The following is a 25,658-nucleotide window of genomic DNA, read 5'->3' on the forward strand; positions in this document are numbered from 1 at the left end:
CCGTTCGTCTAGAGGCCTAGGACACCGCCCTTTCACGGCGGTAACAGGGGTTCGACTCCCCTACGGGATACCATTGGGTCGTTAGCTCAGTTGGTAGAGCAGTTGACTTTTAATCAATTGGTCGCAGGTTCGAATCCTGCACGACCCACCATTCTTTCTCCGCGAAGGAATTAAAACTATCGTGGGCGATTAGCTCAGTTGGGAGAGCACCTGCCTTACAAGCAGGGGGTCACTGGTTCGAGCCCGGTATCGCCCACCATTCTCTAAATATTCTTGGTTATAGTCATATCCAAACCACTTCTTTTGTCGTTGGTTGGTGTGTTTGACCCTGAGAGTCTTTAGAAAATGTGAATTTTAGAACACTGGTTCTTAAAGTCTCATGCTCTTTAACAATTTGGAAAGCTGACTGATTGATTTACTTACGAGTAATTCAATCAAATTTAAAAGTTCTCAATGTTTATCTTTCATTAGATAAACACAACAAACACATTCAAGTGTCTTGTATTCGAATCAAACGTTAGTTTGATTCACAATTGAGTCCGGCAAACAGTCATCAAGAATTAACCCTTCTTGATGACAACCAAAAACCTTGGTTAGTTGCCATACGCTTATTTGTCTTCACTTTTTAAAGTGAAAGCAAATAGAAACCCTTTCGGGTTGTATGGTTAAGTGACTAAGCGTACACGGTGGATGCCTTGGCAGTCAGAGGCGATGAAAGGCGTAATAACTTGCGATAAGCCCAGATTAGGTAGTAATAACCTTTTGAGTCTGGGATTCCTGAATGGGGAAACCCACTTACATAAGTAAGTATCCTGTTGTGAATACATAGCAACAGGAGGCAAACCGGGGGAACTGAAACATCTAAGTACCCCGAGGAAGAGAAATCAACCGAGATTCCGAAAGTAGCGGCGAGCGAAATTGGATTAGCCCTTAAGCTTTTAATGATGCAGGTGAAGAGTCTGGAAAGTCTCGCAATAAAGGGTGATAGCCCCGTAACCGACACATCATAATCAGTGAAAACGAGTAGGGCGGGACACGTGATATCCTGTCTGAATATGGGGGGACCATCCTCCAAGGCTAAATACTACTGACTGACCGATAGTGAACCAGTACCGTGAGGGAAAGGCGAAAAGAACCCCTGTGAGGGGAGTGAAATAGAACCTGAAACCGTGTACGTACAAGCAGTAGGAGCACCTTCGTGGTGTGACTGCGTACCTTTTGTATAATGGGTCAGCGACTTAATTTTAGTAGCAAGGTTAACCGTTTAGGGGAGCCGTAGGGAAACCGAGTCTTAACTGGGCGTACAGTTGCTAGGATTAGACCCGAAACCAGGTGATCTAGCCATGGGCAGGTTGAAGGTTGAGTAACATCAACTGGAGGACCGAACCGACTAATGTTGAAAAATTAGCGGATGACTTGTGGCTAGGGGTGAAAGGCCAATCAAACCTGGAGATAGCTGGTTCTCCCCGAAAGCTATTTAGGTAGCGCCTCGGACGAATACTACTGGGGGTAGAGCACTGTTAAGGCTAGGGGGTCATCCCGACTTACCAACCCTTTGCAAACTCCGAATACCAGTAAGTACTATCCGGGAGACACACGGCGGGTGCTAACGTCCGTCGTGGAGAGGGAAACAACCCAGACCGCCAGCTAAGGTCCCAAAGTATAGCTAAGTGGGAAACGATGTGGGAAGGCTCAGACAGCCAGGATGTTGGCTTAGAAGCAGCCATCATTTAAAGAAAGCGTAATAGCTCACTGGTCGAGTCGGCCTGCGCGGAAGATGTAACGGGGCTAAGCTATACACCGAAGCTGCGGCTACGTACCTTAGGGTATGTGGGGTAGGGGAGCGTTCTGTAAGCCGTTGAAGGTGGTCTGTAAGGGCTGCTGGAGGTATCAGAAGTGCGAATGCTGACATGAGTAACGATAAAGGGAGTGAAAAACTCCCTCGCCGGAAGACCAAGGGTTCCTGTCCAACGTTAATCGGGGCAGGGTAAGTCGACTCCTAAGGCGAGGCCGAAAGGCGTAGTCGATGGGAAACGGGTTAATATTCCCGTACTTCTTACAATTGCGATGGGGGGACGGAGAAGGCTAGGTGGGCCTGGCGACGGTTGTCCAGGTTCAAGTACGTAGGCGGAAAGTTTAGGTAAATCCGGACTTTCATTAACGCTGAGATACGATGTCGAGCTACTACGGTAGTGAAGTCATTGATGCCATGCTTCCAGGAAAAGCCTCTAAGCTTCAGATTGTAAGGAATCGTACCCCAAACCGACACAGGTGGTCGGGTAGAGAATACCAAGGCGCTTGAGAGAACTCGGGTGAAGGAACTAGGCAAAATGGTACCGTAACTTCGGGAGAAGGTACGCTCTTATCAGTGAAGTCCCTTGCGGATGGAGCAGACGAGAGTCGCAGATACCAGGTGGCTGCAACTGTTTATTAAAAACACAGCACTGTGCAAAATCGTAAGATGACGTATACGGTGTGACGCCTGCCCGGTGCCGGAAGGTTAATTGATGGGGTTAGACTTCGGTCGAAGCTCTTGATCGAAGCCCCGGTAAACGGCGGCCGTAACTATAACGGTCCTAAGGTAGCGAAATTCCTTGTCGGGTAAGTTCCGACCTGCACGAATGGCGTAATGATGGCCACGCTGTCTCCACCCGAGACTCAGTGAAATTGAAATCGCTGTGAAGATGCAGTGTACCCGCGGCTAGACGGAAAGACCCCGTGAACCTTTACTACAGCTTGGCACTGAACATTGAACCTACATGTGTAGGATAGGTGGGAGACTATGAAATTGCGTCGCTAGATGTGATGGAGTCGTCCTTGAAATACCACCCTTGTAGTTTTGATGTTCTAACGTTGGTCCCTGAATCGGGATTACGGACAGTGCCTGGTGGGTAGTTTGACTGGGGCGGTCTCCTCCCAAAGAGTAACGGAGGAGCACGAAGGTGGGCTAAACACGGTTGGACATCGTGTGGTTAGTGCAATGGCATAAGCCCGCTTGACTGCGAGAATGACAATTCGAGCAGGTGCGAAAGCAGGTCATAGTGATCCGGTGGTTCTGAATGGAAGGGCCATCGCTCAACGGATAAAAGGTACTCCGGGGATAACAGGCTGATACCGCCCAAGAGTTCATATCGACGGCGGTGTTTGGCACCTCGATGTCGGCTCATCACATCCTGGGGCTGAAGTCGGTCCCAAGGGTATGGCTGTTCGCCATTTAAAGTGGTACGCGAGCTGGGTTTAGAACGTCGTGAGACAGTTCGGTCCCTATCTGCCGTGGGCGTTGGAAAATTGAAAGGGGCTGCTCCTAGTACGAGAGGACCGGAGTGGACGAACCTCTGGTGTTCGGGTTGTCATGCCAATGGCATTGCCCGGTAGCTAAGTTCGGAATCGATAACCGCTGAAAGCATCTAAGCGGGAAGCGAGCCTTGAGATGAGTTTTCCCTGGCACTATAAGTGTCCTAAAGGGTTGTCGTAGACTACGACGTTGATAGGCAGGGTGTGTAAGTGCTGCGAGGCATTGAGCTAACCTGTACTAATTGCCCGTGAGGCTTAACCATACAACACCCAAGGGGTTTTGTGGACTCAAAGACAGACCTTGAATGAGTTTGATGAGAATTTAACAGCTTTCCGAATTTTAAAATTTGCTTGGCGACCATAGCATTGTGGACCCACCTGATTCCATGCCGAACTCAGAAGTGAAACACAATAGCGCCGATGGTAGTGTGGGGCTTCCCCATGTGAGAGTAGGACATCGCCAGGCTTTAAATTTGAACACTTGTCAGCGACGACAAGTATTCCACTGCGGAGTGGTAGTTCAGTTGGTTAGAATACCGGCCTGTCACGCCGGGGGTCGCGGGTTCGAGTCCCGTCCACTCCGCCACTTATTCGATAACCTCGCCTAGTGCGAGGTTTTTTCGAATCTGAAGTAATGAAAGTTTTAGGGGTGTAGCTCCAATTGGCAGAGCAGCGGATTCCAAATCCGCGTGTTGGGAGTTCGAATCTCTCCACCCCTGCCATATTTAAGGCTCTAGCAGAAATGCTAGAGCCTTTTTACTTTCTGAAGCCAATATACGCCATTAGCAGAGCAGCGGATCCCCCGACCTACCAAAATAGCGCATGTTGGGAGTTAAACCTCCACTCCTCCCATATACTAAGCCTCAACAGAAATGCTAGATCCTTTTTGCTTTCTGAATCCAATATACGCTATTAGTAAAGTAGCGGATTCTCCGACTTACTAAAACAGCGCGTGTTGGGAGTCGAAACCTCCAACCTTTCCATATACTAAGCCTCAGGAGAAATGCTGAGGCTTTTTTGCTTTCTATTTGTTCTATTTTTAGTCGACAATTCCTACTTTTAATAAAATCTGGCCTTAAAAGTGTAAGTGCTTACTTATCCCAGCCTCTTTTATAAACAACCAACAGCACAAACTACGCTTCTTTATGAGAACTGTTATCAATATTTTGTTACATTTTAGTCGTTATTACTAAAAGGCAACAAATATGGATATCTCCCGTCGTAAGTTTATTCAATCATCTCTCGCTATATCTGCACTCACTGTACTTCCCGCTTGCTCAATGAAACGGGCGGTTGATGAGCAAGGAAAGTATGTTTATGACCTAACGGCAGAGCCTTCAACCGCTGAAATCGTGACGGGGTTTGAGACTAATATTCTAGGCTTTAATGGTCAGATTCCAGCGCCAACGATTCGGTGTCGCCAGGGGGAGAAGGTAACAATCCGTTTTACCAACAAGCTATCAGAACCGACGACTATTCATTGGCACGGTTTAAGGATTCCTATCGGAATGGATGGAGTACCTTTCTTAAGCCAACCACCGATCATGCCTGGTGAAACATTTATTTATGAATTTACGCCACCAGATGCTGGTACGTTTTGGTATCACCCACATATGAATAGCGTTAAACAGCTTGGTATGGGCTTGGTTGGTCTTATTATCGTAGAGGAGAGTATCCCAGTGCCGTTTGATGAAGAACACGCACTGACGCTTAAGCATTGGCATATAGATAAGAAAGGCCAATGGAAAGATCTAATGATCCCACGACTCAGTGCCCGTATGGGTACGCCAGGAGAGTGGAGTAGCGTTAATGGAATACATGAGCCTGCCTATCAGTTAAAACAACATGCAACGACCAGGCTGCGTATCGCAAATGTCGATAATACGATCACTTACCCTATTGCTGTCGAAGGGGCAGAGGCATGGGTGATTGCCATTGATGGTAACCCTGTAAAAACGCCTTATAAACTGACTCAACATAAAATTGGCCCAGGGATGCGAGTGGATATTGGATTGATAGCACCCAAAGCCGGTGGGCGAGTGAGCGTCCTTCAAATGAAAGGACGCTTTCCTTTCTCTTTGTGTGAGTTCGAGGTTGTAGATTCAACCCTTGTTGAGAATCGCTCTCTACCTTCTTTACCCCTTAATCCTGTGCCCAACTTAGATTTGGTTAATGCAGAAGAAATTGACTTTTTATTTGAATGGGAAGGGGCGGTTTCTCCAGTATCCAAAGATGGAAAATCTATGCCTAAGTTTTGGCTAACTAATAAACGAGCATGGGAGGGGATGAGCAAAGATAATATCCCTGAACCTTTGGCGACTTTAGATCTGGGAAAAACCTATATATTCGATCTAAAGAACGTCACTCAATACCATCATCCTATCCATATTCATGGACATACTTTTACAGTACTCGAACTTGACGGGAAGAAAGTTGAAGAACCTTTCCATACCGATACAGTGTTACTTGGAAAAAATGGCCGAGCTAAAGCTGCATTTGTAGCCGACAACCCTGGCCGCTGGATGTATCACTGTCATGTTATAGAACACATGAAAACGGGTTTGATGGGATATATTGAAGTTAAGTGACACCTGTAACGTTTAATATTTGCGCATGCATTCTTAGTTTCTACCCTCGCTTTTATCGGCGTTAAAGCTAGAATATAGGGATTATTGTTTGGGAGGATTCATGGGTCAGTTATCTATTCTAGGTTTTATCGCCATCGGTGGCGCGTTTGGTGCTTGTTCACGTTACTTGATTTCCGAGTTATGCGTTGTGATGTTAGGGCGTGGTTTTCCTTACGGTACGCTGACTGTTAACGTAATTGGCTCTCTGATTATGGGATTGCTCATCGCCGCGTTTGAAAATGAGATGGTTGCGACGGAGCCGTGGAGACAAATTATCGGTCTTGGTTTCCTTGGAGCCCTGACGACATTTTCTACGTTTTCGATGGATAACGTGCTTCTTATGCAGCAGGGTGCGTTTTTCAAGATGGGGCTCAATGTACTGCTCAATGTGGTTCTCAGTATTTCAGCCGCATGGATCGGCTTCCAACTTCTGATAAAGTCTTAAAACTTTCTTACGATTTGTTAACAACTCGGCTTGGTTTATCCAAGCCGTTTTTATATACTCGATTGTACTTGTCGGAGTGCCATATGGCTGAGACCGTTAACTCGGGATCCGTTGAACCTGATCAGGCTAATACCTGCGAAGGGAACAAGAGTAGATATCTAACTAGAATCCTTCTAGAGATCTATCTCCAGATCACAACTGCATTTTCTTGCTGTGATCCCTCTTGTAGCATCTTATCCGTCAAGCATTTTTATCCCTATAAATAATGGCTAAAAGCCAAGGAAAAATGCTATGTCGAGTCGTAAACAAGCAAGACTGGAAGCGAAGAATTTCATTGATTCTTTATCCGTGCAACCTTATCCAAATTCAAAAAAAGCTTACATCCACGGATCTCGCGAGGACATTCAAGTCCCTGTACGAGAAATATCACTAGCAGATAGCCTTGTTGGTGGTACCAAAAAAGATCCTGTATTCGAACCTAATGCGCCAATTCATGTATACGACACCTCTGGTGTTTATACTGACCCTATGCACGAAATTGACCTTTACAGTGGCCTTCCTAAGTTACGAGAGCAATGGATTGAAGAGCGTGGTGATACAGAACTGTTAGACGATGTAAGTTCTGTCTACACCAAAGAGCGTTTAGAAGATGAAACTCTAGACGACCTTCGTTACGGTAATCTGCCTAGAATTCGTCGCGCCACTGGCGATCAATGTGTTACTCAGCTGCACTATGCTCGTCAGGGGACTATTACTCCTGAGATGGAGTACATTGCGATACGTGAGAACATGGGACGTCAGAAATTTGCTGATGAGCAGCTTAACCACCAACATCCTGGCCATAACTTTGGCGCAAATCTACCGAAAGAAATTACCCCTGAGTTTGTGCGCAAGGAGGTTGCTGAAGGTCGAGCTATTATCCCTTCAAACATCAACCACCCAGAATCAGAACCGATGATTATTGGCCGTAACTTCTTAGTGAAGGTGAACGCTAATATCGGTAACTCTTCAGTAAGCTCTTCGATTGAAGAAGAAGTTGAGAAGTTAGTATGGTCAACTCGCTGGGGTGGCGATACCGTAATGGACCTTTCTACCGGCCGTAATATTCACGAAACTCGCGAATGGATCTTACGTAACAGCCCTGTACCAATCGGTACGGTTCCTATGTATCAAGCCCTTGAAAAAGTGAATGGTGTTGCGGAAGACCTTAACTGGGAAGTGATGCGCGATACTTTGATTGAACAAGCAGAGCAGGGTGTTGATTACTTCACTATCCACGCAGGTTTGTTGCTTCGCTACGTTCCGATGACGGCTAAACGTGTCACTGGCATTGTTTCTCGTGGTGGTTCTATTATCGCGAAATGGTGTCTTGCACATCACCAAGAGAGCTTCCTTTATACTCACTTCCGCGAGATCTGCGAGATTTGTGCGAAGTACGATGTTGCCCTGTCATTGGGTGATGGCCTACGCCCGGGTTCTATTGCAGATGCCAATGATGAGGCTCAATTCTCGGAGTTACGTACTTTAGGTGAGTTGACTAAGGTAGCTTGGGAATACGACGTTCAGGTGATCATTGAAGGTCCAGGACATGTGCCAATGCACCTAATCAAAGAGAATATGGATGAGCAGTTAGAACACTGCCATGAAGCGCCTTTCTATACTTTAGGCCCATTGACGACAGATATTGCCCCTGGTTACGACCATATTACCTCTGGTATTGGTGCGGCCATGATTGGTTGGTACGGCTGTGCGATGCTCTGTTATGTCACACCTAAAGAGCATTTAGGTCTACCAAATAAAGAAGATGTGAAGACCGGCCTGATTACATACAAGTTAGCAGCACACGCAGCGGACCTCGCTAAAGGACATCCGGGCGCACAAATCCGAGACAATGCATTATCAAAGGCACGTTTTGAATTCCGTTGGGAAGACCAATTCAATCTAGCTTTAGATCCTGAAACCGCGCGTTCTTTCCATGATGAAACTCTGCCACAAGAGTCGGGCAAGGTTGCTCACTTCTGCTCAATGTGTGGACCTAAATTCTGCTCGATGAAGATTTCTCAAGAAGTTCGAGAGTATGCGAAAGACACCGAACAAGTAGCCGCGGATCAGGCTATCGAGATTAAGATGCTAGATAACCCGTTGGAAGGGATGCGTCAAAAATCACAAGAGTTCCGTGATACTGGCTCTGAACTTTATCATCCTGCAGTAGCCGCAAAAGAAGCTCAATTAGAGGAATAATGACAGTGAAGATACTCACCCCATCTCAAAATATTGAGTTAACGGGAGAGGTGCAGAACTGTCTATTGGTTGCTAAGCGACAAGGCTTGGCAACTGATGCGGTTGAGTTGGGTGTAAGCCCAACTCAATACTTCTCTATCGTTGATTCTCAGCAGGCGTTATCTATTGGCTTCGCTCATGATCTTGATTCATTGACGGTGTGTCAGCTAGCAGAACTGAACCATGTTGTTGATTACAGCAATTCAGTCGCGCTAGCTGACGTTTGTGATGCCTTTACACAAACTCCGAATACCATTTATATCGGTGTTTCAGATGATTCAGCTGTACTGGATATCTGGTCACACCGGGATGCTAATCGTGCTATCAAGAGTGAAACTACAGCTCATCAGGAGTTAGATAATCGCGGCCACTTTGCTTGGTTACTTACTTTGTTGGCTCTGGAATTCCCATTAGAGGACGCATTAGTTTTAGCTCGCGCATCGTCCAATGTTTCACGTGGAACATGGCCAGCACATTACCAAAACTTTCCAATTCCGGCTCTTGAAGATCAACGATTGAATATAAGCGTTGGTTGGGCTAATCAAGGGACAGTGCTTTCTTTTCCTGAGCTGGGTAAGAATAGTCTAGGTTTATACCCTGTGGTTGATGATGTTGAGTGGATCGAAAGGTTGCTCAAGCTCGGAATTAACACTGTTCAACTACGTATTAAAAACCCGCAGCAAGTGGACTTAGAACAACAAGTCGCGCGATCAATCGAGCTTGGTCGAGAGCATAACGCTCAGGTTTTTATCAATGACTATTGGCAGCTTGCACTCAAGCATGACGCATTTGGTGTTCATTTGGGGCAAGAGGATATTGAAGAGTCAAACCTCTCACAGTTGAGCCAAGCAGGTATCAAGATCGGTCTCTCTACTCATGGCTATTACGAGTTGCTCCGCATTGTTCAAATCAACCCAAGCTATATTGCGCTAGGGCATATCTTCCCAACAACAACTAAACAGATGCCATCAAAGCCTCAAGGTTTAGTTCGTTTATCTCTGTATCAACAGCTGATTGATACTATCCCATACACAGACCAACTCACTGGTTATCCGACGGTTGCTATTGGCGGTATTGACCAATCGACAGCTGAGCAGGTGTGGGAGTGTGGGGTATCGAGTTTGGCGGTGGTACGTGCGATTACATTGGCGGAAGACCCGCAGAAAGTGATCGAATTTTTCGAAAAACTGATGGCACCTAAATCTCCAACTCTTAAGGAAGAGGTTATACAGGAGCCTAGCTATGCTGAGTGACTTTGAATTCATTCGTTATCAACGACAAATTGCGTTACCTGAAGTGGGTGAGCAAGGGCAACGCAACTTACTAAATAGTCATGTGTTGTTGATTGGTTGTGGTGGCTTAGGTAATGCTGCGGCTCTTTACCTGGCTGCTTCTGGTGTTGGAAAGATCGTGCTGGTCGATGATGATTGTGTCGATTCATCGAACCTGCAACGACAGGTCGCGTTCAGGGAAAGTCAGTTAGGTTCGCCTAAGGTTGAAGCTCTCAAGCAACAAGTGAGTGAACTCAATGGTCGCAGCCAAGTAAGAACCATCAATCAACGAATGAGTGAAAGTCAGCTTGAGCTTGAAGTGATGCTAGCTGACTTAGTGTTGGATTGTACTGACAACTTCGAGTCACGCCAGCAGGTTAACCAAGCATGTTTCAGCACGAAGACCCCTTTGATTTCTGGTTCTGCAATTGGCTGGAAAGGCCAATTTATTGTATTTGATTATCAGAATCAGAAAGGGTGCTATCACTGCTTGTTCCCGTTCAGACATCATCCACAAACGACTCGTTGTAGCGATAGCGGCATCATAGGCCCAGTTGTTGGCACCATAGGTAACCTTCAAGCTTTGGCTGCTATTCAACGTCTAGCTCGTGGTGAGTTTCAGGTCGCAACACACCAACTCAAACTGTTCGATGGCCAGACGATGAATTGGCAAAACCTTATGGTCACTCAAGATAGTGAATGTCCTGTGTGCAGTGCGTCTGTAGTTAAGCATTTAGAAGAAGAAATCCAATGAGCCATATAACGATCTCGATAAACGAACAATCAGAACAAGTAGCACACTCATCGTCTCTAGCGGACATTATCCAAGTTCTAGCATTACCCAATCTAGGTTGTGTATTTGCTATCAATAATGCGGTTGTCCCGCGTAGCCAGTGGCAACAAACGGTCGTTAATGAAGGCGACGCTATATCTCTTTTCCAAGCTATTGCAGGGGGCTAACCATGTTAACCATCGCAGATAAAACGTTTCAATCACGTCTGTTCACTGGAACGGGTAAGTTCGCCAATAAGCAATTGATGGCGAGTGCTATTGAGGCTTCAGGTTCGCAATTGGCAACCATGGCGCTGAAGAGAGTTGATATTCGCTCTGAGCAAGACGACATTTTACAACCAATCATTGATGCTGGCGTGAACTTGCTACCGAATACCTCTGGGGCGAAGAGTGCAAAAGATGCCGTCTTTGCTGCGCATTTGGCTCGTGAAGCGCTAGGCACAAACTGGCTTAAACTGGAAATTCACCCAGAACCAAAGTACTTGATGCCAGACCCAATTGAGACGCTTAAAGCCGCTGAGCAACTGGTTAAAGATGGTTTTGTTGTGTTGCCTTACTGCCATGCCGATCCAGTTTTGTGTAAGCGCTTGGAAGAGGTGGGTTGCGCTGCGGTTATGCCGTTAGGTGCGCCTATTGGTTCAAACAAAGGTATCGCTTCGGCAGACTTCTTAGAGATCATTATCGACCAAGCGAATGTCCCTGTGATTGTGGATGCAGGCATAGGCGCGCCATCGCATGCTGCTCGTGCAATGGAAATGGGCGCAGACGCTGTGTTAGTGAATACGGCGATTGCGGCTTCTCAACAACCCGTTGATATGGCGATTGCTTTTAAGCTGGCAGTTGAAGCGGGGCGTATGGCTTACCTTGCTGGGCTTGCAGGAAAAGTATCTCACGCGGTTGCTTCGAGCCCGTTAACTTCATTTCTAGACGAGTAGTGTACCTATGACGTTTGTTGATCGATTTAAACAGCTCAACTGGGATGACATTGGTATGTCTATCTTCAGTAAAACGTCAGCGGATGTTGAACGTGCTCTGAGTAAACCCAAACGTGACTTAGAAGACTTTAAGGCTCTGATCTCTCCGGCGGCAGAACCTTACTTAGAGCAGATGGCACAACAGTCGTTGGCGCTAACTCGTAAGCGATTTGGCAATACAATGTCGCTTTACATTCCTTTGTACCTCTCGAACCTATGTGCGAATGCGTGCACGTATTGTGGCTTCTCAATGGAGAACCGTATCAAACGTCGCACGCTTACTTTGGATGAAATTGATGCCGAAAGTGCGGCTATCAAAAAGATGAAGTTCGATAGCGTTTTGTTAGTCACCGGTGAACATGAAACTAAGGTCGGGATGAATTACTTTCGACAGGTGTTGCCGAATATCAAAAAGCAATTCAACTACCTAGCGATGGAAGTGCAGCCGCTTGATCAACATGATTACGCAGAGCTTAAAACTCTCGGTCTAGATGCTGTTATGGTTTACCAAGAGACTTATCAGCCAAGAACTTACGCTGAGCATCATCTACGTGGCAATAAAATGGATTTTGAATACCGTCTTGAAACCCCAGATCGCTTGGCAAAAGCGGGGATCGATAAGATAGGTATTGGTGCCTTGATTGGTTTGGAAGATTGGCGAACCGACTGCTTTTTTGTTGCTGCTCACTTAGATTACCTAGAGCGCACTTATTGGCAGACTCGCTATTCAATTTCATTCCCGCGTCTTCGTCCGTGTGAGGGGGGAGACTCTAGTGGAGGATTACAGCCTAAATCAGTCATGAACGACAAACAATTGGTTCAGCTTATCTGCGCATATCGACTCTTGAATCCTGAGGTCGAGCTATCCCTTTCTACTCGCGAATCGGCAACCTTTCGCGACAATGTGTTGCCATTGGGGATCACGAGTATGTCTGCGGCTTCTAAAACCCAACCTGGTGGTTATGCTTCGGGTGAAGAAGAGCTTGAGCAGTTTGAGATCAGTGATGAGAGAAGTGCTGCTGATGTCGAGTCGATGATTCGTCAGCGTGGTTTCGACCCGGTGTGGCGAGACTGGCACAGTGCCTATTCTGGTTAATCAACATATTGGTTGATGTTCCACGTGAAACATCGATGTAATGATACAGGCAAATAAAAACGGCTACCCTTGGGTAGCCGTTTTGCTATTTGCTATTTAACTTATTAACCGAGCAAGTTTTTTGGTTCAGTTAAGCGCTTAGCGAAGCATTAAGCGTGAGCCAATGGAGTTGTCGATTGGCGTAACCATTCCAATGTATCACCTTCAACTAATGGGCTAACGTCGTTCCATACCTTCTGATGGTAGTCGTTCAGCCACGCCAGTTCAGGTCGTGTTAGCAAATCAACATTGATGTTGCGCTTATCGATAGGGCAACGAGTTAGCGACTCAAACGTTAGTACTGAGAAATCACCTTGAGTTGGAAGCTCAACTACCAATTCTAGGTTCTCGATACGGATACCAAACTCATCAGCACGGTAGTAACCCGGCTCGTTTGATAACACCATGCCTTCAACAAGAGGTACGTCGATAAGCTTCTTAGAGATGCTTTGTGGGCCTTCATGAACACTTAGGAAGTGACCAACACCGTGACCAGTACCATGATCGTAATCGAAGCCTTCTGCCCATAAGTGCTGACGCGCTAGGATATCCAGTTGGAAACCACGAGTACCCTGTGGGAAACGCGCACGTGCAATGCCGATGTGACCTTTAAGCGCTAATGTGAACTGCTGAATCATTTCGTCGCTTGGTTGGCCAATCGCGATAGTACGAGTGATGTCGGTTGTACCATCTAAGTACTGACCGCCTGAATCGACTAGGTACAGAGTATTCAGTTCTAGCTGACCAGGTTCAGGTTGGTTCTCATGGTTGTAGTGACACATTGCTGCGTTGCCGCCAGCCGCAGAAATGGTGTCAAAACTTAGATCCATCAGCGTCGGGTCTTGCTCGCGGAATGATTGTACTTTGTCAGCCAATACCGCTTCGTTGTGTAGGTTACCTTGCGCGACTTCTGCATCAATCCAAGATAGGAATTTCACCATCGCAACACCATCACGAATGTGACACGCCTTCATGCCGGCAATTTCAGTATCGTTTTTAGCGGCTTTTGGCATTAGACATGGGTCTGCTGCTTCAATGAGATGAGCGCCAGCGTTTTGAAGAACAAGCGTATACCAAGCATTACTTGTGCCTGAATCGACAGATACGTTTTTGCTTTCTAAAGATTGAAGGCGCGCTTCAAGCTCTGATGGGTGAGAAACGCGAATACCATTACCAACGTGCGCTTCAAAGCCAGCCGGGATGCGTGCTGGGTCTAGGAAGAAATCGACGCTTTCATCGGCGTGAATGATCGCGTTGGATAACACAACAGGTAGGCGAGATACGTCCAAGCCACGAATGTTAAGCAACCAACAGATTGAGTCTAGCTCGGTAAGGATAGCGGCGTCCGCACCTTTTGCTTTTAGTAAGCCAGCAATTTCAGCGCGTTTGCTCTCGCTTGATTGACCAACGGCGTCTGTTGCCATTAGGCGAACATCAGACACGACAGGCTCAGGGCGATCAGACCAAAGCTCATCAATTGGGTTTGCTGGGAGCGTTGTTAGCTCAACTTTCTCCGCTAGTTTTGCTTGTGCGCCTTTCAACCAAGCAGCGGTGTGCATGCGTGGGTCGAATGCAACCTTACTGCCTTGTGGCAATGAATTGATGATCCAATCTAAAGTCGGTTCTTCAATAAGGTGGCGATACTCAAATAACTCTGCTGGTACCTGCTTACGAACCTGAACGGTGTAGCGACCATCTACAAAAATAGCAGCAGTTTCACGAGTGATAACAGTGGCACCTGCAGAGCCAGTGAAACCTGTTAACCAGTGAAGTCGCTCGTTATGAGCGGGAACGTATTCACCTAGATATTCGTCTTCATGTGGAATGATAACGGCATCTAGGTTGTTTGTTTCAAGCCAAGCTCGAACCGCAGCAACGCGTTCAGCAGTGATATTGTGCATCTGTGTTTATCCTTATTGTTAGGGTCCTTGTTAACACTCACAGTCGATATACATGCGAGGGGACTTATTAGGTCAATAAGCTAGCGCTTTTGTTCGTTTGCTGCAAACGCTGTACGCCATTTTTATCTAAGGTGCAGAGTTTTTTCTTTGATGATATCTCGCAACCAAGTTAAGGCTGGGTCATTTTCTCTGTCACGGTGCCAAAACAAAGTGTATGCCATCGGTGGGAACTCCATTGGTAAAGGAACAACCACTAAGTCGAGTTGCTTAGCGACGAGGTAAGTAAAATGGCTTGGTGCGGTAAACACAAAGTCGGTGTAGGTACATAGGCTTGCAGCGCTATTGAAGTCTGGAACAGAAATAGCGATATCACGTTGGTGACCAAGATCAGCCAGTTTGTAGTCGAGCAGCCAGCGGTCGTTACCATCACACCTTACTTGTACATGACGCTGCGCAAGGTAGATTTCCAAATCCCATTTACCATTCAGAGCGGGGTGGTTGCGTCTTAGCACACACATCTGTGCGTCGCGGTAGATCTCTTGTTCGCAAATGTCGTCTGGCGGCAGCATAGTTAAACGCGCATCGTTGATGTCGATGTCTTTGCCAGTGAGTCCGATATCTAGTTCGCCAAGCTGCAGCTTCTTAAAGGTTTGTTCTGTCCAAGCATGGGTGTTGATATTGACCTTAGGTGCTTGTCGAAATATCGCCGGTAAGAAGTGCGGAAGAATCAGCGGGTAAACACTCTCAACGGCAGCAATATGAAAACTATGGTCACTGTTGTTGGGAATGAATGTCTCAGGCTGAGTGAGAACATCAAGTTGGTTGATCAACGTTTCTAACCGAGGCTTGAGGAAAACAGCTTTCGGTGTTGGTCGTAGGCCATGAGCACTTCGCGTAAAAAGGGGGTCATTAAATTGTTCACGAAGCTTGGCTAGCGACTTACTCACGGCTGATTGGCTCAAGCATAATCGGTGTGCGGTGCGAGTGACACTCAGCTCTTCCATCAGCACCTGTAAGCAAACCAATAGATTGAGGTCGAGGCGTGATAGTTTCTCGATATTCATGTGAGTTTCCTATTTGGAATAATGCTAATGAGTATATGCCATTTTTGTTCATATCTTTAGTTGGTTATTATGCACCTAAATTAACTCATTCGGAGAATCTTGTGCCTTCTAACGCGCTTCCAACCCCAAGTAAACTGCAGGTTGCTTTATTGGCAATGCTGGTTCTATTTAGCCCTCTGGCTATAGATATTTATCTTCCAGCTCTGCCACAAATTTCAACAGCGTTTCACGTGGAACACGCACTAGCACAAGATACGATTACTTGGTTTTTATTCGCCATGGGTGTCGGGCAATTATTTGCAGGCCCTTTGGCTGATAAGCTAGGACGTCGAACCGTTGCATTGGGAGGTGTTAGTATCTATGCATTGAGTGCTTGCTTGGCGTGGGCAGCTCAATCGATTGATATGATGCTAATAGCTCGGCTGCTACAAGGCTTAGGAGCTTGTGCGACTTCTGTAGCAGCCTTTGCGACGGTTCGCGATCTATTTGGTCCTGAGAAAAGTGGCCGTATGATCAGTTACCTCAATGGTGCAATTTGCTTTATTCCTGCACTAGCACCGATTCTTGGCGCTTGGTTAACTCATCAATTTGGTTGGCGTTCGAACTTTAGCTTTATGGCAGGCTTCGCAGTCGTTGTTGGCACTATCTTATTCTTCCAAATGAAAGAGTCTAACCCTGCGACAGAAAAGGTTGCGGTGTTCAAGCTTGAGCGATACTGGTCAGTATTGAAAACACCATCATTCCTTTTCCACGCAACCTTGTGTCTGATGGCGATGGCAGTGATTCTCGCTTATGTCACCTCTGCACCGGTTGTGTTGATGGAAAACCTAGGCCTGACCATGAAAGAGTTTACTTTCTGGTTTGGTGTTAATGCGGCCATCAACATTGCAGCAGCGTTTACTGCACCTAAATTTATGGACCGCTTTGGTACCTATAAAGCACTGGTCGTTGGTATCTCAACGCTGGGTTTAGCGGGCGTGATTATGTTAGTGCTTGCAGAACACGCTAGCCCAATTGCATTCATGCTGCCAATCTTCTTGTCTTCAGTGGGTTTTGCTTGGATTCTCGGTGCTGCTGCTGGTAAGGCTCTTGAACCTTTCGGTGACCGTGCGGGCACAGCTGCTGCACTGCTTGGCTTGTTCCAAATGAGTGGCTCAGGGCTGCTTGTTGGTACCATGCAACGCCTTGATTTAACGTCTCAAGTGATGATTGCGCTGCAAATGTTCCTTATTGTTCCTGCGTTGTTAGTGCTTGCGAGCAAAGCAGGCAAGTCGTGGCACACGACGTTTGCTAAGGCGTAAGTCTCAAGGGTGACAAAATATACAAATGGCGGTTTGCGAAACGTTAAAACATGGTATATTTGTCACTCATTGAAACGTTAGTCCCCAACGGAAAATACTGTAATGTCATTAACAACCTACGAAATGGCGCGCGTCTTAGAACAAATGGAAGATGCACCTGAAAAGGTCATGTTTGGTAAATTGCTTAAAGAGCTAGGCAACCAAAGTGAAGAGCGTATTCGCAGTGCGGCAAAACAAGTTCCAATCGATACTTTGCGAGACATCATTTACCAATTTCAGCGTGTGGTAGAGTCTCGTAAGGGTGAGCAGGTTCAGCTACTAGCAAAAGAGCTAGCCGAGCAAGGTATCTCTGCTGAAGAGCTACAAGCTTTTCTGAATAAGTAGTTTATCCCAGTTAAAAAGAAACCACTCAATTGAGTGGTTTTTTGCATTTTGGGGTATATCAATTTAGTGCGAATGAAAGTTCGTTCTAACCTCTAAACTGCGCTTTCAAAATTCTATCAAGTGAGAATGGCCCAGCGCCCCATACGACAACGATAAGAATCATTAATCCCCACAACTGATGATCATAGAAGCCTTGCGCCCATAACACTGGGTAAGACACAACCGCAATGATATTGAAAACGAACAGCACCGCTGCCATAGGTCGTGTTAATAGACCAAGCGCTAAGAATACCGGCAGAATCAATTCAGCTGCGGTGCCCATGTAGGCGGCTAACTCCCAAGGTAACAGTGGCACTTGGTATTCCAACTCAAACAAGTAAAGGGTGCTATCCCAAGTCGCTATCTTGGTTAGGCCAGAATTAAAGAATACCCACGCTACCCATAGGCGACAAAATAGCAGTAGCACCGGAACAAAGAGTGCTTGTGATTTCTCAATCAAACTGTCGTATTGAGCCATCATGTTTGTGACTGTGTTGTTATCCATATTATGTCTCCAATTCGGCATTGATTGAAAAGCCTGAGATGACGTTAAGCGCCATGACAGTATTCAGATGTTGTAGTAATGAAGGGGCTATCGCTACGAGCATTTGGCCTGATTGAAATTCGCGAAGTAGCTGATGGCATTCTTCACTCAAGTGATGACTATCAATCTGAGAATTATCGGCTCGTATTAACACCCCAAACTCAGGTTGGTTGATGTCTAACCCATCGAGTTGTTGCTGATAGATAGCGCGTTCAAGCGCGATAATCGTATAGTTAGAATTAATGAGCGTTATTGAATCTTTGAGATGAAAGACTAAAGCGCCTTGTTGCTCTGGTGGCACATCAGCTAAACCAGCAAGAGGACGTTGGTCGGCTTTTGATTCTGAAACGCTTCTCATCAAGCTGTCTTTGTTCCATTCATAAATAGCCACTTCGCAAAGGTAAGGTGCAGCCTCAATAACCGCAGGAAAGGCTTGGATGGTTTGTTCAAAGTGTTCACCGTAACCACTGACATCACCAGAGGTTAATGGATAACTTAAGACATGTTGACGAGCCATCTGTTGGAAGCACTCTTCGCCGACTAACATCTCGGTAAGTGGGTAGGTTGCAGCGAGTACCTCACTCAAGCTAATCACAAAGTTATTGCGATAAATCTGGATGCGCTGTTCATCAGTAAAGTGGTCGCTCACTATATCGCAATGCTCACCACTGTTTTGGTAGCGTAGGGCGTTAGCAAACTCTGATTGAACATCAGATAGGGAGTAGCTCATGATGCGCGACTCCTTTGATTGAACTTGTCGTGTTGATACAAGATGTCACTGGCTTTGGTTGCTTCAGCCAATAAGACTTGTGGCTCTGGGATATCTAGATCCCACTCAATCAAGGTATGGCGAGAGCTGTGCTTTGCTATCCACTGAGTATAAAGTTGCCACACTTCATCACAGACAGGTTTACTGTGGGTGTCTATCCAGATCTCACCTTGCTCGAGTTTCTTCTTAGTGAAACCTGCCAAGTGAATCTCTTCCACTTTGTCTGCCGGTATTCCACTTAGATACTCTTCACAGCTGAAGCCATGATTAAAAGATGAGACAAAAATATTATTGAAATCGAGCAGTAGACGACACTCGGTGCGCCTCTGTACCTCGGCTAAAAACTCCCACTCTGGGATGGTTGAATGCTTGAAGGCAAGGTAGCTCGATGGGTTCTCAATCAGCATAGGGCGTTGCAGGCTGTCTTGTACCTCGATGACATTGCGACAAAAGACCTCTAGCGCTTCTTCGGTATAAGGCAGCGGTAACAAGTCATTGAAGTAATGACCACTTGCCTGACTCCAACTGAGATGATCAGAAACTAAGAAGGGTTCGATATCATCAATGAGCTCTTTTAATTGCACAAGATGATGTTGGTTGATGCGCTCAACAGAACCTAGCGACAACCCAACACCGTGACAACTGATGTTGTGTGCGTGACGAATTTCTCTGAGTTGTTGGCGTTGCGGTGATTGAGCTAAGAAGTAGTTCTCGCTGTGAACTTCTAACCAACTTACTAAGGCTGGATTTTGGCTAAAGAAGTCCAAGTGCGGTGTTCTAAGGCCAACCCCTGCGTTGGGGTGAAGAGTTTGAGTCACAACGATTCTCCTAACAAGAAGTGGAGGTGAGCTGAATGCCAGCTCACCATACTAAGCAGCTCAATTATGATGATTGAGTATTACCACCTGATAATTTGCCACATAGTCCTTTAGGAACGACCACGAATGCATCGGATTGGTTGTCTTCTTTTGCTGTACCCGCACATGAACTTGTTTTGGTTGCACAATCATTTTGGCCAGCTTTTGCCACGCCGTAGCATTTTTCTTTTGCTGCTGCTTCCGCAGGTGCTGATGTAAGAACTGCACCGCCAAACGCTAGTACACTTGTGATTGCAGCTGTAACAGCAAGATTAGAATTTTTCATAGTCATTCCCTCTAGGACTTAATAGTATTTTTACATCGCAGGTTAATGAATTGTTAACTTGCTTACTAAAAAGGATAGGAAGAACTAGGAAATAATTTCACGGCATTATAAAAAATATCAATATTAATGATGATTTATGGTTTAAATTGCTGATTTTATTATGTTAATTTTTGATTATTTTTTCTTCTTATTATCCTAAACGCAGCCTAGTGTTTAGGTTATAATCAACTTTTATGTATAAATACCCAGTAGTGAGCATATCCAATGATAGATCCTTCGCTTTTACTCGATGGCCTAAACGACAAACAACGTGAGGCGGTCGCGGCACCTTTAGAAAACCTACTTATTCTGGCAGGTGCTGGTAGTGGTAAAACGCGAGTGTTGGTGCATCGTATCGCTTGGTTACAAAGCGTAGAGCAAGCATCACCGTTCTCTATCATGTCGGTTACTTTCACCAACAAAGCGGCAGCAGAGATGCGTGGTCGTATTGAAGAGTTGATGATGGGCAGTTCGTCGGGCATGTGGAACGGCACCTTCCACGGTATCTGTCACCGCATTCTTCGTGCTCACTACCTAGATGCAAAACTGCCAGAAGACTTCCAGATCATTGATTCAGATGATCAGATTCGTTTGCTGCGTCGCTTAATCAAGGCGCAAAACCTTGATGAAAAGCAGTGGCCAGCCAAGCAAGCTTCTTGGTGGATCAATGGCAAGAAAGACGAAGGGCTGCGCCCAAGTCACATTGACGCCTACCATGATCCAATAACTCAAACGTGGTTAAAGATTTACTCTGCTTACCAAGAGGCATGTGATCGTGCTGGCTTGGTCGATTTTGCTGAAATCTTGTTGCGATCGCATGAACTATTGCGCGATAAGAAACACATCCGCGAGCACTACCAAGCTCGCTTTAAGCACATTCTTGTCGACGAATTCCAAGATACCAACAACATCCAATACGCTTGGTTACGTATGATGGCGGGCCCGGATTGTCGCGTGATGATCGTGGGTGATGATGACCAATCTATCTATGGCTGGCGTGGCGCTAAAATTGAAAATATTCAGAAGTTCTTGGATGAATTCCCAGGTGCTTCAACGGTTCGACTCGAACAAAACTACCGTTCAACCAAAACCATTCTTCAGGCGTCGAACGAGCTTATCTCGAACAACACCGAGCGTATGGGTAAAGAGCTGTGGACTGATGGCAACGATGGCGAGCCAATCTCAGTTTACTCAGCTTATAACGAGTTAGATGAAGCGCGTTTCACGGTTAGCAAAATCAAAGAGTGGCAAGAGAAAGGCGGTGCGTTAGAAGATACCGCGATGCTTTATCGTAATAACGCCCAATCTCGTGTGCTTGAAGAAGCGCTTATCCAAGGTGGCCTGCCTTACCGAATCTACGGTGGCATGCGATTCTTCGAGCGTCAGGAAATTAGAGATGCTTTGAGCTACCTGCGCTTAATGAGTAACCGTAGTAATGATGCGGCATTCGAACGTGTCGTTAATACGCCGACTCGTGGCTTGGGTGATAAAACGCTAGAAACGATTCGTCTTGCAGCGCGTGATCGTGGTGCAACCATGTGGGAAGCCAGTGTTGCTTTGATAGAAGAGCAAGTGCTACCTGGTCGTGCTGCGGGTGCATTGAGCCGCTTTATTGAACTTATCAATGCACTTGAAGATGACACCATAGAACTGAGACTTCATGAGCAAACCGACCACGTGATCAAATCGTCGGGCTTGTTTGCGATGTACGAGCAAGAGAAAGGCGAGAAGTCGAAGGCACGTATTGAGAACTTGGAAGAATTGGTAACGGCAACGCGTCAGTTTGAAAAACCAGAAGAAGCGGATGAAATGAGCATGCTAACAGCGTTCTTAACTCATGCGGCTTTGGAAGCGGGTGAAGGTCAGGCTGATGAGTTTGATGATGCGGTTCAGCTCATGACTCTGCACAGTGCCAAAGGCCTAGAGTTCCCAATGGTATTCATGGTTGGTGTTGAAGAGGGCATGTTCCCAAGCCAGATGTCTGCAGAAGAAGCGGGGCGTTTAGAAGAAGAGCGTCGTCTGTGTTACGTCGGCATGACCCGTGCGATGGAGAAGCTCTACATCACTTACGCTGAAATGCGTCGTTTGTACGGTCAAGACAAGTATCACAAGCCATCTCGTTTTATTCGTGAGCTACCAGAGACATGTCTGGATGAAGTGCGTATGAAAGCGCAAGTGAGTCGCCCTGCAAGCAGTGGTCGCTTTAGCCAAACCGCCGTGAAAGAGAACTTCAATGAAACAGGCTTTAGTTTGGGCTCTCGCGTTAAACACCCTAAGTTTGGTGAAGGTACCATCATCAACTTCGAAGGAAGTGGCCCACAAAGCCGAGTTCAAGTTGCGTTCAATGGTGAAGGGATTAAGTGGTTAGTAACGGCTTACGCTCGATTAGAGCAGCTTTAATTTGCTACTTCGGCATCTAAAAATCGTTCATTATTAAAAACTAAAAGAGCAGCCAATGGCTGCTCTTTTTATTGCTTTGTACTGACCTCTATTAGGTTAATACGAGCTTAAGGCATTGCTGCCTAAAAGTGAGACTTACAGTGCTGCAAGTGCCGCTTCGTAGTTTGGTTCTTCAGTGATCTCTGCAACCAACTCGCTGTGTGTTACCACACCTTTTTCATCAACAACGACAACTGCGCGTGTTGTTAGGCCTGATAGTGGGCCTTCAGCAATCGCTACGCCGTAGTCTGATGCGAATGCAGGAGAACGGAAAGTTGAAGCGTGTTGAACGCCTTCAATGCCTTCTAGTTCGCAGAAGCGACCCGCAGCAAACGGTAGGTCAGCAGAAATACAAACAACAACCGTGTTCTCAAGTTCTGCCGCTTTTGCGTTGAACGTGCGTACGCTCGTTGCACAAGTTGCTGTGTCGATGCTTGGGAAGATGTTTAGAACTACTTTCTTGCCTTCAAGAGAAGCAAGAGTCAGTTCAGAAAGATCGCCTGCAGTCAGTGCAAAGCTTGGTGACTTTTCACCTGTTTGTGGGAATGTGCCCGTTAGCGGTACAGCAGCGCCTTTGAAGGTAACGTGTGACATGAATTTGTCCTTAGTTTAATTATGGTTATGAAACTAGTTGAGCCTAGTTCGACTTACGTTACTCGGAAGTGGTTAAGAAGTGAATGCTTTAAATGTCAGAATTGTAATCAAAGGTCTTTGATTTATTTGTTTGAGAGAGGAATAAATGAAACGACAGATAAAGAAAAACCCCGAGAGCTTGCGCTCATCGGGGTCTATAGTCTTACTCGCAGCAATCCGGCTACTAAGTGTGCTCCATGCATCAAATCCATGATAGTGTGCTGTTATCCTTCAGCGTATTCCTTTCGTCGCCTTCCTAGCGGTGTCCTTGATCTTATCCTGATCTGCCAACAATCCTCGTTAGCGCGCGTCACTTGTTCCTTGAGCGGTGTCCTTTACATCATCCTGATGTTCAGTCCTTTCCTCGTCCAGAGGTGTCCATTGTCTTTCCTTAGTAGCAACCATCCTAGTTACTATTGCGTCCATTCAATGTCCATTTCGCTATCCATGCCGATTATTCATCCTGAGTAATCGAATCTTCATCCTGAAGATAACCAAGTCCTTGGCGTTTCCTGTTCCGTGTCAGCATCCTTCCGACACCATTCATATTACCGATTCCTTATTTATCAGCAATGGTGCATAAGCGAATTTCTATATAATTATTTGAATGATAAATGTACGTATCGTTTTATTTCAATTGGTTACGGTGTCTAGGTGACTAATTTCGCCATCAAATATCGATATTTACTCACTGCCTTGTGAGAGATCTCGCACAAGGCCGCGAGTAAAAAGGGAGGATTATTCCCTACTGACCAATGGCTGCACCTTCACGACGAGGGTCTGCAGCGCCTTCTAAACCATCTTTTGTGATGCGAATCGCGTGTAAACCAGAGTTAAGATCGCGAACGTTGACCTCAAATCCCATCTTTTCTAGCTCAGGTTTGAAGTTTTCCGCTGATGTTCCTTTTTCCAAATCTAAGGTACCGAAGCGGTTTAGGAAGTGTGGTTGATTGATGGCTTGCTGAATATCCATGTCCCATTGGGTATGAGCAATGATCGCTTGTGCCACATAACCTATGATACGGCTGCCTCCCGGAGAGCCAATTGCCATGTAAGGTTTATCGTCTTGCATGATGATGGTCGGTGCCATTGAAGAGCGCGGACGCTTACCCGGTTCAAGTCGGTTGGCGATAGGCTTACCATCGTTATGGGTCTTGAATGAGAAATCTGTCAGTTCGTTGTTGAGTAGGAAGCCTCTTACCATCAAGCGTGAGCCAAAGGCATTCTCAATGGTGGTGGTCATCGACACGACATTGCCATCGCTATCTACAATATTGAAGTGGCTAGTGGACGGTAATTCAATAGAAACATCTTGGCTTCTCTGCATCGCGTGATCCCACGGCGGTGTGCCTGAAGATGCGCTTGCCAATGCCTTACCTGCGGTAATTAACTGAGCACGTTCCTGCAAATAGTCAGTATTCACTAACCCTTGGGTTGGCATTGGCACATAATCTTGATCCGCCATGTACATACCACGGTCTGCAAAGGCTAGGCGAGAAGCATCTGCTAACACTTGCCAAGATTTCGCGTCGTTTGGTCCCCATGATTTAAGATCAAACTGCTCGGTCATCGCTAAGATCTGCCCAACCGTTAATGCACCTGAACTTGGTGGACCCATTCCGCACACTTGGTAGCTCTCATAAGCAGAACAAACCGGCTCGCGCTGCTTGATCGAATAAGCGTCGAAGTCTTTCTGTGCTAATACGCCTGGGTTACCTTTCGCTGTTTGCACGGTATTGATGATGTCGGCAGAGATCTCACCTTGGTAAAAGGCCTTAGCACCGTTCTTAGAAATAGCGTTTAACGTTGCCGCGTACTCTGGGTTCTTAAGTTGCGTGCCAGCTGTTTTCGGGCTGCCATCGGCATTGAAGAAGTAGGCTTTGGTAGTGGCAAAGCGGCTTAGTCGCTGTTGGTCATTTTCAATCAAGGTGGCTAAACGTGGACTAATAGTAAAACCTTCTTCAGCCAGCTGAGCGATAGGTTTAATCAGTGATGCCCATTCGAGCTTGCCGTATTTCTGGTGAGTGTCCCACAGTAATTGCACCGTGCCTGGCGTGCCAACGGAGCGACCGCCAACCACGGCATCATAGAATTTAAGCGGTTGGCCGCTTTCGTCTTGGAATAGACGTGGTGTGGCATCAAGTGGTGCAGTTTCACGGCCATCGTAGGTTTTGAGTTGCTTGTCCTGGCCATCAAAATAAACAAGGAACGCGCCGCCACCAATACCTGAAGACTGAGGTTCCACTAAGCCAAGCATAAGCTGCACAGCAACCATGGCATCAATCGCGTTACCACCACGAGCAAGTACATCAGCACCGGCTTGTGTGGCAAGAGGGTTGGCCGCGGTGACCATCCAATCGTTGGCTTTAACGAGCTGTTTGGTTTCTAAACCACTACTTTGTTCGGGTGCGACGGAATCGGCAGCTTGATTTGCCCAACTGACGTGGGAGGCAAAAAGTAGGGTAGAAGTGGCGAGGGTTGTTAGTTTTGTTTTCCACTGCATGATCTTCTCCTTTTAATATGCAGAGCTAGATTGGCAGTGGAAAGATGAGATAGCCAGAGTGTTGTTAACGAATTGTAATCT

Annotated in this window: 19 protein-coding genes, 4 tRNA genes, 2 rRNA genes and 1 riboswitch; of the genes, 17 read left to right on the forward strand and 8 right to left on the reverse strand. The window is 46.3% G+C overall.

Going from position 1 to position 25,658, the window contains the following annotated elements; all coding sequences use genetic code 11:
- Positions 1-75 precede the first annotated feature (75 nt).
- The 14 genes from MED222_RS04890 (at position 76) to thiH (ending at position 12,779) form a co-directional block, all read left to right on the forward strand.
- Positions 76-151: transfer RNA gene (locus tag MED222_RS04890), tRNA-Lys, on the forward strand.
- Positions 152-183: 32 nt separating this feature from the next.
- Positions 184-259: transfer RNA gene (locus tag MED222_RS04885), tRNA-Val, on the forward strand.
- Between the two features lie 404 nt (positions 260-663).
- Positions 664-3,557: ribosomal RNA gene (locus MED222_RS04880) — 23S ribosomal RNA — on the forward strand.
- Between the two features lie 87 nt (positions 3,558-3,644).
- Positions 3,645-3,760 (forward strand): 5S ribosomal RNA (rrf, locus tag MED222_RS04875).
- A gap of 43 nt (positions 3,761-3,803) precedes the next feature.
- Positions 3,804-3,880 (forward strand) — tRNA-Asp (locus MED222_RS04870).
- A gap of 59 nt (positions 3,881-3,939) precedes the next feature.
- Positions 3,940-4,016: transfer RNA gene (locus MED222_RS04865), tRNA-Trp, on the forward strand.
- Between the two features lie 483 nt (positions 4,017-4,499).
- Positions 4,500-5,882 (forward strand): multicopper oxidase family protein, encoded by a 1,383-nt coding sequence (locus MED222_RS04860; protein WP_009848171.1) that lies wholly within the window; start codon positions 4,500-4,502, stop codon positions 5,880-5,882.
- 100 nt (positions 5,883-5,982) lie between these two features.
- On the forward strand, positions 5,983-6,366 hold the full coding sequence (crcB, locus tag MED222_RS04855; RefSeq protein WP_004736665.1) for a fluoride efflux transporter CrcB: 384 nt from the start codon (positions 5,983-5,985) through the stop codon (positions 6,364-6,366).
- A gap of 62 nt (positions 6,367-6,428) precedes the next feature.
- Positions 6,429-6,527: riboswitch (TPP riboswitch) on the forward strand.
- 130 nt (positions 6,528-6,657) lie between these two features.
- Positions 6,658-8,607: a phosphomethylpyrimidine synthase ThiC gene (gene thiC / locus MED222_RS04850; protein ID WP_009848172.1), complete on the forward strand. Its 1,950-nt coding sequence runs from the start codon at positions 6,658-6,660 to the stop codon at positions 8,605-8,607.
- Positions 8,607-9,899, forward strand: a complete 1,293-nt coding sequence (locus MED222_RS04845) for a thiamine phosphate synthase (RefSeq protein WP_009848173.1) — start codon at positions 8,607-8,609, stop codon at positions 9,897-9,899. Before thiC ends, MED222_RS04845 begins: the two co-directional genes overlap by 1 nt.
- Positions 9,889-10,671, forward strand: coding sequence for a HesA/MoeB/ThiF family protein (locus tag MED222_RS04840; protein ID WP_009848174.1), 783 nt, complete (start codon positions 9,889-9,891; stop codon positions 10,669-10,671). Before MED222_RS04845 ends, MED222_RS04840 begins: the two co-directional genes overlap by 11 nt.
- A complete protein-coding gene (gene thiS / locus MED222_RS04835; RefSeq protein WP_009848175.1) occupies positions 10,668-10,877 on the forward strand; it encodes a sulfur carrier protein ThiS in 210 nt (69 codons plus the stop codon). The genes MED222_RS04840 and thiS overlap by 4 nt, the downstream gene beginning before the upstream one ends.
- A gap of 2 nt (positions 10,878-10,879) precedes the next feature.
- On the forward strand, positions 10,880-11,644 hold the full coding sequence (locus MED222_RS04830) for a thiazole synthase (RefSeq protein WP_009848176.1): 765 nt from the start codon (positions 10,880-10,882) through the stop codon (positions 11,642-11,644).
- A gap of 7 nt (positions 11,645-11,651) precedes the next feature.
- Positions 11,652-12,779 carry a 2-iminoacetate synthase ThiH gene (gene thiH, locus MED222_RS04825; RefSeq protein WP_009848177.1) on the forward strand — a complete coding sequence of 376 codons (1,128 nt, stop codon included), beginning with the start codon at positions 11,652-11,654 and terminating at the stop codon, positions 12,777-12,779.
- Between the two features lie 149 nt (positions 12,780-12,928).
- On the opposite strand, the gene MED222_RS04820 is transcribed toward thiH, so the two are convergent.
- Together MED222_RS04820 and MED222_RS04815 are read right to left on the reverse strand one after the other, a co-directional pair.
- Complete coding sequence (locus MED222_RS04820) at positions 12,929-14,719, reverse strand: aminopeptidase P family protein (RefSeq protein WP_009848178.1); 1,791 nt, start codon at positions 14,717-14,719, stop codon at positions 12,929-12,931.
- Positions 14,720-14,841: 122 nt separating this feature from the next.
- Entirely contained in the window at positions 14,842-15,783 is a 942-nt protein-coding gene (locus tag MED222_RS04815; protein ID WP_009848179.1) for a LysR family transcriptional regulator, read from the reverse strand.
- Between the two features lie 101 nt (positions 15,784-15,884).
- Between MED222_RS04815 and MED222_RS04810 the strand changes: the two genes are divergently transcribed.
- Positions 15,885-17,084 carry a multidrug effflux MFS transporter gene (locus tag MED222_RS04810; protein ID WP_032499284.1) on the forward strand — a complete coding sequence of 400 codons (1,200 nt, stop codon included), beginning with the start codon at positions 15,885-15,887 and terminating at the stop codon, positions 17,082-17,084.
- A gap of 102 nt (positions 17,085-17,186) precedes the next feature.
- Positions 17,187-17,468: an H-NS-like global regulator TsrA gene (tsrA, locus tag MED222_RS04805; RefSeq protein ID WP_009848181.1), complete on the forward strand. Its 282-nt coding sequence runs from the start codon at positions 17,187-17,189 to the stop codon at positions 17,466-17,468.
- Positions 17,469-17,553: 85 nt separating this feature from the next.
- Here tsrA and MED222_RS04800 read toward each other — a convergent pair whose 3' ends face one another.
- The 4 genes from MED222_RS04800 to MED222_RS04785 all read right to left on the reverse strand — a co-directional run bounded on the left by MED222_RS04800 (position 17,554) and on the right by MED222_RS04785 (position 19,963).
- A complete protein-coding gene (locus MED222_RS04800) occupies positions 17,554-18,012 on the reverse strand; it encodes a DoxX family protein (RefSeq protein ID WP_009848182.1) in 459 nt (152 codons plus the stop codon).
- A 1-nt stretch (position 18,013) separates the two neighbouring features.
- A complete protein-coding gene (locus MED222_RS04795) occupies positions 18,014-18,781 on the reverse strand; it encodes an HvfC/BufC N-terminal domain-containing protein (protein ID WP_009848183.1) in 768 nt (255 codons plus the stop codon).
- Complete coding sequence (bufB, locus tag MED222_RS04790; RefSeq protein WP_009848184.1) at positions 18,778-19,638, reverse strand: MNIO family bufferin maturase; 861 nt, start codon at positions 19,636-19,638, stop codon at positions 18,778-18,780. Before bufB ends, MED222_RS04795 begins: the two co-directional genes overlap by 4 nt.
- Positions 19,639-19,702: 64 nt before the next feature.
- Positions 19,703-19,963: a BufA1 family periplasmic bufferin-type metallophore gene (locus MED222_RS04785; protein WP_004736650.1), complete on the reverse strand. Its 261-nt coding sequence runs from the start codon at positions 19,961-19,963 to the stop codon at positions 19,703-19,705.
- A gap of 264 nt (positions 19,964-20,227) precedes the next feature.
- Between MED222_RS04785 and uvrD the strand changes: the two genes are divergently transcribed.
- The gene (uvrD, locus tag MED222_RS04780) at positions 20,228-22,402 is read left to right on the forward strand and encodes a DNA helicase II (protein WP_009848185.1); all 2,175 of its coding nucleotides are present in this window, start codon (positions 20,228-20,230) and stop codon (positions 22,400-22,402) included.
- A gap of 135 nt (positions 22,403-22,537) precedes the next feature.
- Here the strand turns inward: uvrD and tpx are convergent, their stop codons facing one another.
- The gene (gene tpx, locus MED222_RS04775; protein ID WP_009848186.1) at positions 22,538-23,035 is read right to left on the reverse strand and encodes a thiol peroxidase; all 498 of its coding nucleotides are present in this window, start codon (positions 23,033-23,035) and stop codon (positions 22,538-22,540) included.
- 784 nt (positions 23,036-23,819) lie between these two features.
- Entirely contained in the window at positions 23,820-25,577 is a 1,758-nt protein-coding gene (ggt, locus tag MED222_RS04770; protein WP_009848187.1) for a gamma-glutamyltransferase, read from the reverse strand.
- Between the last annotated feature and the right edge of the window lie 81 nt (positions 25,578-25,658).

Source organism: Vibrio sp. MED222, assembly GCF_000153005.1.
Taxonomy (GTDB): Bacteria; Pseudomonadota; Gammaproteobacteria; order Enterobacterales; family Vibrionaceae; genus Vibrio; species Vibrio tasmaniensis_A.

What these genes read in the sequence shown, in the direction of transcription:
- tsrA (WP_009848181.1), top strand. Translation starts at nt 17,187, where the DNA reads ATGTCATTAACAACCTACGAAATGGCGCGCGTCTTAGAACAAATGGAA.
- MED222_RS04785 (WP_004736650.1), bottom strand. Translation starts at nt 19,963, where the DNA reads ATGAAAAATTCTAATCTTGCTGTTACAGCTGCAATCACAAGTGTACTA.
- thiC (WP_009848172.1), top strand. Translation starts at nt 6,658, where the DNA reads ATGTCGAGTCGTAAACAAGCAAGACTGGAAGCGAAGAATTTCATTGAT.
- thiH (WP_009848177.1), top strand. Translation starts at nt 11,652, where the DNA reads ATGACGTTTGTTGATCGATTTAAACAGCTCAACTGGGATGACATTGGT.
- MED222_RS04820 (WP_009848178.1), bottom strand. Translation starts at nt 14,719, where the DNA reads ATGCACAATATCACTGCTGAACGCGTTGCTGCGGTTCGAGCTTGGCTT.
- MED222_RS04815 (WP_009848179.1), bottom strand. Translation starts at nt 15,783, where the DNA reads ATGAATATCGAGAAACTATCACGCCTCGACCTCAATCTATTGGTTTGC.
- MED222_RS04840 (WP_009848174.1), top strand. Translation starts at nt 9,889, where the DNA reads ATGCTGAGTGACTTTGAATTCATTCGTTATCAACGACAAATTGCGTTA.
- MED222_RS04800 (WP_009848182.1), bottom strand. Translation starts at nt 18,012, where the DNA reads ATGGATAACAACACAGTCACAAACATGATGGCTCAATACGACAGTTTG.
- tpx (WP_009848186.1), bottom strand. Translation starts at nt 23,035, where the DNA reads ATGTCACACGTTACCTTCAAAGGCGCTGCTGTACCGCTAACGGGCACA.
- MED222_RS04845 (WP_009848173.1), top strand. Translation starts at nt 8,607, where the DNA reads ATGACAGTGAAGATACTCACCCCATCTCAAAATATTGAGTTAACGGGA.
- crcB (WP_004736665.1), top strand. Translation starts at nt 5,983, where the DNA reads ATGGGTCAGTTATCTATTCTAGGTTTTATCGCCATCGGTGGCGCGTTT.
- MED222_RS04860 (WP_009848171.1), top strand. Translation starts at nt 4,500, where the DNA reads ATGGATATCTCCCGTCGTAAGTTTATTCAATCATCTCTCGCTATATCT.
- ggt (WP_009848187.1), bottom strand. Translation starts at nt 25,577, where the DNA reads ATGCAGTGGAAAACAAAACTAACAACCCTCGCCACTTCTACCCTACTT.
- MED222_RS04795 (WP_009848183.1), bottom strand. Translation starts at nt 18,781, where the DNA reads ATGAGCTACTCCCTATCTGATGTTCAATCAGAGTTTGCTAACGCCCTA.
- MED222_RS04830 (WP_009848176.1), top strand. Translation starts at nt 10,880, where the DNA reads ATGTTAACCATCGCAGATAAAACGTTTCAATCACGTCTGTTCACTGGA.
- thiS (WP_009848175.1), top strand. Translation starts at nt 10,668, where the DNA reads ATGAGCCATATAACGATCTCGATAAACGAACAATCAGAACAAGTAGCA.
- uvrD (WP_009848185.1), top strand. Translation starts at nt 20,228, where the DNA reads ATGATAGATCCTTCGCTTTTACTCGATGGCCTAAACGACAAACAACGT.